This is a genomic window from Streptomyces sindenensis (genome assembly GCF_014649035.1).
Taxonomy (GTDB): Bacteria; Actinomycetota; Actinomycetes; order Streptomycetales; family Streptomycetaceae; genus Streptomyces; species Streptomyces sindenensis.
Map to the genome: position 1 here is coordinate 1 of NZ_BMSG01000071.1, position 3955 is coordinate 3955.

2 protein-coding genes are annotated in these 3955 nt (G+C 69.8%); one reads left to right on the forward strand and one right to left on the reverse strand.

What is annotated here, in order from left to right; translation table 11 throughout:
• Positions 1-55 precede the first annotated feature (55 nt).
• The gene (locus tag IE145_RS33020) at positions 56-1150 is read right to left on the reverse strand and encodes a MupA/Atu3671 family FMN-dependent luciferase-like monooxygenase (protein WP_308427844.1); all 1095 of its coding nucleotides are present in this window, start codon (positions 1148-1150) and stop codon (positions 56-58) included.
• A 256-nt stretch (positions 1151-1406) separates the two neighbouring features.
• Here IE145_RS33020 and IE145_RS33890 point away from each other — a divergent pair.
• On the forward strand, positions 1407-3955 hold a 2549-nt coding region (locus tag IE145_RS33890), incomplete at its 3' end, for an amino acid adenylation domain-containing protein (RefSeq protein WP_189529102.1).

Genomic DNA, 3955 nt, shown 5'->3' on the forward strand with positions numbered 1-3955 from the left:
CCAGCATCGCCTGCACCCTCATCTGCTACCGCAGGCTCACCAAATGAGATGACTTCTAAGGAGACACGCTCCCGAGCGCGGCCTCGTGCGCCCGCCAGGTCTCGTGCAGCCGGGCCAGGTCGGTGAAGGCGTCGACGACCGTGTCGGTCTCCACACCGAAGTCGACGAGGCAGGCGACCTCGTCCACACCTGCGTCCTTGATCACCTTGAGGACGCCCATGCAGTCGTCCACGGTGCCGAACATGCCGCTGGTCTGGAAGTAGCGGTCGAAGGCCTGGGAGATCAGGAAATCCACGTCCTCCGGGCTCATGTTCTTCAACTCGCGTGACACGGCGGCGCCCTCGGCGCCCGCCGCCTCCGCAGCACGGATCACCAGGTCGAACGAGCTGGCGAGGTAGCGCGAGAACGGCTCGCGCACGGTCTCGCGCACCGCCTCGCGGTCCGAGCCGACGAAGGTGTGCAGCATCAACGCCACGTGGCCCTGTCCCGCCGAGCCGGGGTGGGCGTCCCGGTACGCGCGGCGGTACTCCTCGATGCGCTGCGCGAGGACGTCGACTTCCTGGCCGAGCAGATGCGTGAGCATGCCGAGGCCGTTCTGACCCGCCAGGGCGAAGGTCTCGGGCGTGCCGGAGCTCGTCAGCCACACCGGCAGTTCGGGCTGTACCGGCGGCGGGAACATCGTCAGCTCGACGGGCTCGCCCGCGCCGTCCGCCAACTGCATCGCCTCGCGCTTCCAGAGCTTGCGCACCGTCTCGATGGTGTTCATGAGATCGGCCTTGCGGGTCGCGTAGTTCTCCGGACGCAGCGCGAAGTCGGCCGCGTGCCAGCCGGAGGCGAAAGCGATCCCCGCCCGGCCGTTGGAGATGTTGTCGACGACCGACCACTCCTCGGCGATCCTCATCGGGTGGTGCAGCGGAGCCACCACACTGCCCGCCCGTACGGCGACGTTCCGGGTCACGGCTGCCACGGCCGCCCCCGTCACCGCGGGGTTCGGGTAGAGACCGCCGAACGGGTGGAAGTGACGCTCGGGCGTCCATACGGCGGCGAATCCGTTCTCATCGGCGAAGCGCGCGCCGTCCAGCAGCAGCCGATAACGGTCATGCATTTCAGAATCATTGTTGGCGAAGTAGAAGAGACTGAAATCCATCATGGTCTCCGGTCAGTATTTCGGTGCGGCTTCGACGTGGTTCACCCGGTGACGCTACCGGCTGCCGACGCGATGATCACGGGTGCTGTGAAATCACTTATATCGAATTCTTCGAACTGGTGGCAGCTATTCCGGATTCCCGCTGTGCGCCCTGGCCCCGGACGGGCATATCGAAGTTTCTTCAGTGCCGTGGCCCGGCGCCTGCGGCCGTTCTTATGGTGCTGTGGACCACTTTTCCGGGTAGCGGGCAGGGAGTGCAATGATGTGTGACCAGGAGTCCTGGCTGTCCCTGACAGCAGGACAAGCGGGCACCTGGTTCGCGCAGCAATTGGCGCCGGGAAACCCCGTCTTCAGCCTTGCTGAGCGCATCGACATCGACGGCGCCGTCGACGGTGAGCTGTTCGGCAGGGCCGTGGCCCGGGTGGTCGCCGAGGCAGAGGCGCTGCGTGTGCGGTTCGCCGACGACGTCGGTGGCCGGGGCCCCCGGCAGCGGGTTCTGCCGGCAGCCGACGGACCGCGGCTCCACACCGTCGACCTGAGCCTGGAGGCGGACCCGGACTCCGCGGCCGAGCAGTGGATCCGGGAGGACCTGGGACGTCCCGTCGACCTGACCGGCGACCGTCTGTCCACGCTCGCCCTGCTGTGCCTGGGCCCAGAGCGTTACACCTGGTACTTCCGCTGCCACCACATCGTCCTGGACGGTGTGGGCGCCGGACTGGTGACCCAGCGCGTGGCCGAGGTCTACACCGCCCTCGCCGCAGGTCTTCCCGTGCCCGGGACGACGTTCGGCCCGCTCGCCGAGCTGATCGCCGAGGAGGAGGCCTACCGGTCCTCGGCGCGGCACGCCGAGGACCGCGAGTACTGGCTGGAGCACCTCGCCAACCTGCCCGAGGTCGTCGGCCTCGCCGCCCAGCCCCAGCAGATGCCGCAGGACATGCTGCGCGTGTCCGCCCCCGTCAGTACGTCCGTGATGGCCGGCCTGCGTGATCTGTGCCGTGAGATCGCGGTGCCGTGGCCCGCCGTGTTCGTCGCCGCGCAGGCCGCGTACGTCCATGCGCTGACCGGGCAGCAGGACGTCGTACTCGCGTTGCCCGTCGCCGCCCGCGCTGCCGCCGTCCGGGGGACCCCGGGCATGGTCTCCAATGTCGTCCCGCTGGTGATCGCGGTCCGTCCCGGGGACACGGTGGCCGAACTGCTCGGCCAGGTGCAGCGGGAGATGCGCGCGTCCCTGCGCCACCAGCGTTATCGCTATGAAGACCTGCGCCGGGAGCTGAGCACCGCCGGCACGAACCGCCGCCTGGTCGGCCCCCGAGTGAACATCGTGATGTACGACTCCGCCGTGTCGTTCGGCGGGCACAGAGGCACCTCCCGCACCCTGGCCGGCGGCCACGACGACGACCTGATGATGGTCGTCGACGGCCGCGTCGGGGACGGCTCCGCGCGCATCGACGTCTCGGCCAGTCCGCTGCTGTACTCCGCCGACGAGGCCGAGGCCCACACCCGCCGACTGGCCCGGCTCGTCGAGTCGTTCGCCACGGCCGAGCCCGGAAGCCGGGTCGCCTCCTTGCAGATGCTGTCCCGCGAGGAGCGCGACCGGGCACTCGTGGAGTGGAACGGCGCGGAGACCGGCGCGCCGACGCCCGCAGGCGAACCCGCCACGCTGTCCGAGCTCTTCGAGGCGTGCGCGGGTGGCACGCCCACGGCCACCGCCGTCACCTGCGACGGTGAGCACCTCACGTATGCCCAGCTCAACGAGCGCGCCAACCGGCTCGCCCGGCTGCTCGTCGCGCAGGGCGCCGGGCCGGAGGAGTTCGTCGCCGTCGCCCTGCCCCGCTCCCTCGACCTGGTCGTCGCGCTCCTGGCCGTGGTGAAGTCCGGCGCCGCCTACATCCCGGTCGACTCCGGCTATCCGGAGGAGCGCATCGAGTTCATGCTGGCCGACGCCCGGCCCCGGCTGCTGCTCACCTCCGCCGGCTTCGGCACCGATGTCCGCACCGATGCCCGGCGGGTGTTCCTGGACGCCCCGGAGACGGCGGAACTGCTGGCCCGCCACGCGGGCACGGATCTGACGGACGCCGAGCGCCCGGCTCCCCTGCGGGCATCGAACTCCGCCTACGTCATCTACACCTCGGGTTCGACCGGCCGCCCCAAGGGCGTACTCATCCCGCACGAGAACGTGGTGCGGCTCTTCCGCTCCACCGAGCACTGGTTCGGCTTCGGCGCCGAGGACGTCTGGACGCTGTTCCACTCCGCCGCCTTCGACTTCTCGGTGTGGGAGCTGTGGGGACCGCTGCTGCACGGCGGACGGCTGGTCGTCGTGCCCTTCGACGTGTCGCGTTCGCCCGGTGAGTTCCTCAAGCTGTTGGCCCGGGAGCGGGTCACCGTCCTCAACCAGACCCCGTCCGCCTTCTACCAGCTGATCCAGGCGGATGCCGACGACCCGGAGACCGGGGCGGAACTCGCCCTGCGCTACGTGGTCTTCGGAGGAGAGGCGCTGGACCTGTGGCGCATGGAGGAGTGGTACGCCCGGCACGCCGAGCACGCACCCGTCCTCGTCAACATGTACGGCATCACCGAGACCACCGTGCACGTCAGCTACCTGGCCCTGGACCGCGAGAAGGCCGCTGCGGGCGCGGCCAGCCTGATCGGCCGCGCCATCCCCGATCTCCGCGTCTACGTCCTCGACAAGGCACTGCGGCCCGCTCCCGCGGGTGTCGCCGGCGAGATGTACGTCGCCGGAGCGGGCCTCGCCCGTGGTTATGCGGAGCGTTTCGGGTTGACGGCGGAGCGGTTTGTCGCTGATCCGTT

Bases quoted from the DNA above. Each gene is read 5' to 3' on its own strand.
- IE145_RS33020 (WP_308427844.1), bottom strand. From the start codon at position 1,150: ATGATGGATTTCAGTCTCTTCTACTTCGCCAACAATGATTCTGAAATG.